Genomic DNA, 5,954 nt, shown 5'->3' with positions numbered 1-5,954 from the left:
CATAGTGCGACTCCAGATTGTCCTCCGGCCGGAACAGGCCCTGCCCGCCGGTCTGGCGTTGGCCGCGCGTGATCGCGCCCAGGGTGTCGAGGCGGCGGGCAATCGTGGAGAGGAAGCGCTTCTCGGCTTTCACATTGGTTGCGATCGGTCGAAACAGTGGTGGCTGCGCCTGATTTGTCCGATGTGTGCGGCCAAGGCCCTGGATGGCGGTATCGGCCTTCCAACCAGGCTCGAGAAGATAGTGGACGCGCAGTCGCGTGTTACGCGCAGAAAGCTCCGAATGGTAGCTGCGGCCTGTCCCGCCGGCATCGCTGAACACCAGGATGCGCTTGACGTCATCCATGAAGGCCTGCGTCTCGGCGAGATTAGCAGAGGCGGCGCGGCCCTCGACCATCAGGCGTTCGCCCTTCCTGACGATGCGTCGCGACCGACCTGTCACCTCCGCTACCATGTCGGTGCCAAAGCGCTGGACGATCTGGTCGAGCGCGCCAGGAACCTGTGGCAAGCTCGCCAGCTTTTCGATCAAGTCTGTGCGGCGCGCGACCGCCTCGCGGCTTTCGACCAGTTGGCCTTCGCGAAACACCGGCCTCGATGACAGGTTTCCTTCCGAATCCGTGAATGGTTCGTAGAGCTGGACCGGGAAGGAATGTTGGAGGTAATCGAGCACATATTCGCGCGGCGTGATGTCGACGCGGACGTCGTTCCATTCCTGCGTCGGCACCTCTGCCAGCCTGCGTTCCATCAGCGCCTCGCCGGTGGAGACGATCTGAATGACAGCTGAATGCCCCGACTGAAGATCCTGCTCGATCGAGCGGACAAGCGTCGGCGTCTTCATCGACGTCAGCAGGTGAGCGAAGAAGCGCTGCTTGGCGCTTTCGAAAGCCGAGCGCGCGGCGGACTTCGCCTGGCGGTTCAACGTGCCGCTGTCGCCGGTGATGTTGGCCGCCTGCATGGCCGCGTCGAGATGGTTGTGAATGACGGCAAAGGCACCCGCATAGGCATCGTAGATCCGCCGCTGCTCAGGCGTCAACTCATGCTCGACCAGTTCATATTCGACACCGTCGAAGGAGAGCGAGCGGGCCGTATAGAGGCCAAGGGCGCGAAGATCACGGGCGAGCACCTCCATTGCCGCCACGCCACCGGCCTCGATCGCCTCGACGAACTCCGCACGGGTCGAGAACGGAAAGTCCTCGCCGCCCCACAGGCCGAGCCTCTGGGCGTAGGCCAGATTGGCTACGGTAGTCGCGCCCGTGGCCGAGACATAGACGACGCGGGCGCCGGGCAAAGCATGTTGCAGGCGCAGGCCGGCGCGGCCTTGCTGCGAGGGCGCGACATCGCCGCGGGCTCCCTTGCCCCCGCCGGCATTCTGCATGGCGTGCGCCTCGTCGAATATGAGCACTCCGTCGAAATCCGAGCCCAACCATTCGACGATCTGCCTGACGCGCGAAATCTTCTCGCCGCGGTCGTCGGAGCGCAGCGTGGCATAGGTCGTAAACAGGATGCCTTCCGGAAGCGTGATGGTGCGCCCTTGCGGGAAGCGCGACAGCGGCGTGACCAGCAGGCGCTCCATACCGAGTGCGGCCCAGTCGCGCTGCGCGTCCTCGAGCAGCTTGTCTGATTTAGAAATCCACACCGCCTTGCGCCGACCCTGCAGCCAGTTGTCGAGCACGATACTCGCGGACTGCCGGCCCTTGCCGACACCGGTTCCGTCGCCGATGAAGAAGCCACGCCGGAAGCGCACTGCTCCTGGCGTGTCATCGGGTGCCGCTTTGACAATGTCGAGCGTGTGGTCGACTGACGACGAGCCGGCAAGAAACCCGCAATGAGCCTCGCCGGCCAGGATTACCGTTTCGAGCTGGGCGTCGGATAGCAACGTCAGGATATCGCCGGGAAGGACCGGCCGATAAGTCGGCTTTGGCGGCGCGACAGACGCCATTGCCGCGGACTGGACCAGTCTAGTCTGGTGGGCTTGAGAACCGGGAATACGGATCGTCTGTAATCCATATTCCTCGTAGATGGCATCGGTCAGCCGTGCTCCGTCGTCGGGCGCCCAATCAACCGTCTCGTACGACAGTTCGACGCCCACCGGCTCGGGCAGCTGCCCGCGAGCTGTGCCTGCGACAGTGCGGGCAAGATAGCCGCGAACCGCCCGAGGTGCGGCAATGGTCGGAACGACCTTGGCCGCTTCGGCGATCGGCGGCCGCTCTGGAACGTGCTTCTCGATCCAGTCGAGCAACGTAGCGACATCCGGCGCAAAGCCGGGCGAGGCCGGGGCGGAGGACGGATCGCCAGTCAGGGTCTTGTCGATGACCGTCAGCCGGGTCTCGATCGCTGTGCCATGCCGAGCGTAGACGGCCCCACTGATCGTGGCGGTAAAGACGACGCGGCCATGCTGCTGGAGACGCGCGAAGTCATCGCGCCACGCTGGCATCTCCGGCCCAAAGCTCGCGCTAGTGATTGCGACCAGCCGGCCACCGTCGGCAAGCCGCGCGAGCGCCGAGGCGACATGGCGATAGGCCGCGTCCGTGACGCGCCGCCCCTGCACATTGGCGAGTGCAGAGAACGGCGGGTTCATCAGCACGACGGTGGGCAAGCTCGCCGGATCAAGATGGTCGTCGATCTGCGCCGCGTCGAGGCGTGTGACCGTGAGGGCCGGGAAAAGATTGGAGAGGAGTCCGGCACGCATCTCCGCAATCTCATTCAGCAGAAGCGAGCCGCCGACGATCTCGGCGAGGATCGCAAGAAGACCCGTGCCGGCGGAAGGTTCAAGCACCCGGTCATCTGGTCTGACCGCGGCGGCGGCGACGGCTGCGAGACCGAGAGTGACAGGCGTCGAGAACTGCTGCAGCGCCTGGCTTTCCGCGGAGCGGCGGGTATGGGTAGGCAGAAGGTTCATGATCCGGCTGAAAAGCGGTAAGACCGATGCCACGGAGCCGGCCTTGCGCAGCAGCGACTTGCCATACTTGCGAAGGAACAGGACGGTCGCGACCTCGCAGGCTTCATAGGCCATCTTCCAGTCCCAGGCACCGCTTGTGTCGGAGGCCCCGAATGAGGCTTCCATGGCAGCCCGCATGACGACGGCATCGACGCGCCGGCCGCATTCGAGGTAGGAGAGTAGATGCAGGGCCGCCGCATAAACGGCCGCGGCCTTATCGACAGGCGTGGTTGCGCAAGGCGCCGCACTGGCGGCCGCCGTCGAAGACAAGAAGTTCATAGGATTTCCTCTGGAGAGCGAGACGGAGGAAAGGCCCATCGGTGCTCTCTCTGACCGCACGGGCTCAACTCGTCCCGGCCGGACACTTACTCTCACCACATACGCAGAAACGCCCAGCACTCTTGCGAGTGCCGGGCGTTCGGATGCGGAGCGCCCTATTCGGCGGCGTCTAGCTGTTCTTCCTCCTGGTCGGCCAAGGCGACATCGTTGGCAGCTGCCAGGAATTCTGGAAGAGCTTCATCTTCGCCCGCATTAGGGTCGCCTGCTTCGACAGCAAGCTCGACAACCCTCAGAGGCTCAGGCAACCAACCGGTATCGGCGAGCAGGCGTTCGGCTTCCTTGGCCATGTCGCTCTTCTTGAGGTGATCGATGAGCTGGGAGGCGCGCTCGCCAGCCCCCTCGCGAACGGCTTCCAGGATACGCGCCTTGGTGACACGGCCGAGATAGTTGCCGACAGTGGGGCGCCATCCGGCGTCAGTCATGTCGAGCCCAACTGCCCGCACGAGATGATCGGCATCCAAAAGGCGCTGCCGGACACCGTGCACTGAGATGGCGCCGTTGCCGTAGCGATCAGCTCGTTCGTAGAGGGCGTTCACGCCGAAAGATGCGCAATGGGCGAAAAGCTCAGCCTGCTCCGTGTCCGTCAGTGCCGCGAGGGCGTCCCATAGGTCGGCGACGTCACTTGGAAGACGCCTGTCCCAGCCCTCATGGCGGGCCTGGACCGAGCGCGCGTAAATCGTATCCCGAAGCCCTTCGGACTGGACCGGAAATACCGTGCCGCGGACAAAAACCTCCATCGCCACGCCTTGCGCGCTGTAACGCGAGAACACGTCACGGACGAATTTGTGAAGCACAGCCAGAAAGGCGGTTGCGGGATCGCTTGCGAGCTTGTCGCGCAGAGCCAAAGTGCGATCCGCCGTCAGTTCCGCGATCAGACGATCCGGCAAGGGCTTGATGCCATCCTCCTCATCATCTTCCGTGTCGGCCGGCTGGCCACCGGTGGTGATGACGGCCCGCTGAAGGGAGCCCGTGGCCGATAAGCCGGCTCCTTCGGCGCCGGAATCGATCCGGTCCTCGGGCGTGGCGGGCGCCTCATCCTCCGGCTTCACAAAGGCGCGCTCGACGAGAGTCATTCCGTCCGCATCGACGCTGACGAAGACACCGGCGCGCGCGATCTCGGCCGGATCGAAGCGGACGGGGCGCGCCTCGAGCGATTTGATCGCGGTTTCGATCTCGCCAAACCGTTGCTCGATCTCATCCGACAACTCGTCGGCTTCCTCGTACTGCGCCTGCAGCTTGTTGAACTCGTCGCGCAGCGCATCGAGCGTCGCCTGTTCCTCATCGGTAAGGTCGATCGGCATGCCCTCGAGTTCCCGCAAGCCGTCTGTCACGCCGTAGGGGAAGCTCACCGCGACTTCGATCCACTTCCAGCCTTCGTTGGCGATTTCGTCAGCCGTCATCTGGAGCTTCTCGGCGACCAGCCGTTCAAGCAGCGGGACGTCCTGCAGCCACCCGCCATCATCCGACTGGAACAGATCGCGCAACACTTCGCCGCCTGCCGCCTCGTAGCTCTCGATACCGACGAACACCGCCCGCTTGTCTGAAGCGCGGACGGTATTCTCGGTCAGCATGCGGCGGATCTGGTACGGTTCTTTTGACCAGCTGTTCTTGATCGCCTCCCAGACCTGCTCTTGTCGGACAGGGTCATTGCTGACGGAGAATGCCTCGAGTTGGGCGATCGTCATGCCGTCCTCGGCGTAGACGTCGAGAAGCGCTGGCGACACGGCCGTCAGCTTTAGGCGCTGCTTCACCACGTAGGTCGAGATGAAGAACGCGGCTGCGATCTCTTCCTCCGACATGCCCTTATCGAGCATGTCCTTGAATGCGCGATATTGGTCCAAAGGATGGAGCGGCGCGTGTTCGATGTTCTCGGCAAGGGAAATCTCCTGCGCGAGGATCGGGCCCGTGGAATTGCTCACCACGCACGGAACGGCTGCGGTCTTCGCCAGCCGTTTCTGGTTTATGAGCATCTCGAGCGCGCGATAACGGCGTCCCCCAGCCGGGACCTCGAACATTCCCGTTTCCTTGCCTTCGGCGTCGAGTACGGGACGGACATGGATGCTCTGGATAAGACCACGCCGGGCGATCGATCCCGTCAGGTCCTCGATCGAGACGCCCGCCTTGATGCGTCTGACGTTGGTTTGGGCAAGCACCAGCTTGTTGAAAGGAATGTCGCGCGAGGGCGACAGGGTGATCTTCTGAACTGCGTTGGCCATCGAGGTTTCTCCGCGACGGGGGCCGAAAGCCTCTCTCCCGGTCCTCAACCCGTCACCGACTTCCCTCCGATCTTTCCCTCTCTTCATTTCTCCAATGAACCGGCGCCCGAATGGTGGCAGCGGCGACCTGCAGAACACGCATCCTTTCGATGGCTGACGCTGACTTGGCCAAGCAGGACTCACAGAGCGGGCTCATGCCGCCCTCCTCTCGTTGCCGGTGCTCAAGCCGACGGAGACGTTAATCTCTTCCGGCAAGTGACCGAGAAGCCACTCGGCCGCTTTGCTGGCCCGGCTGGCGGCACGCACGATGGCGCGGCTGTCCTTTCGCAACACTTCCAGTTATCCGCAGCAGCCCATAATGTGAAGGAACGTGACCAGATTGGCAGAAGTCCGGAGTTTCTGGCCACATTCCTCCGCATTATTTCAGAGCGTGTCGAGCCAGGCGAGAACGCTCGTATCGCGTT

Annotated in this window: 2 protein-coding genes and 1 pseudogene; all 3 read right to left on the bottom strand. The window is 63.5% G+C overall.

Going from position 1 to position 5,954, the window contains the following annotated elements; translation table 11 throughout:
* Positions 1-3,214, bottom strand: a 3,214-nt coding sequence (locus EOA23_RS30410; protein WP_127306842.1) for a strawberry notch-like NTP hydrolase domain-containing protein, incomplete at its 3' end; no start/stop codon positions are given.
* A 155-nt stretch (positions 3,215-3,369) separates the two neighbouring features.
* Positions 3,370-5,490 (bottom strand): ParB/RepB/Spo0J family partition protein, encoded by a 2,121-nt coding sequence (locus tag EOA23_RS30405; protein ID WP_127306841.1) that lies wholly within the window; start codon positions 5,488-5,490, stop codon positions 3,370-3,372.
* Between the two features lie 192 nt (positions 5,491-5,682).
* Positions 5,683-5,829, bottom strand: a pseudogene (locus EOA23_RS36680) (antirestriction protein ArdC); the annotation flags it as partial.
* Positions 5,830-5,954: the final 125 nt, after the last annotated feature.

The sequence above is a fragment of the Mesorhizobium sp. M2A.F.Ca.ET.042.01.1.1 genome (genome assembly GCF_003997405.1).
In the GTDB taxonomy this organism is placed as follows: domain Bacteria; phylum Pseudomonadota; class Alphaproteobacteria; order Rhizobiales; family Rhizobiaceae; genus Mesorhizobium.
The sequence above is the reverse complement of the archived record's forward strand: the minus strand, read 5'-3'. Positions and strand labels throughout refer to the sequence as shown.

What these genes read in the sequence shown, in the direction of transcription:
- EOA23_RS30405 (WP_127306841.1), bottom strand. Translation starts at nt 5,490, where the DNA reads ATGGCCAACGCAGTTCAGAAGATCACCCTGTCGCCCTCGCGCGACATT.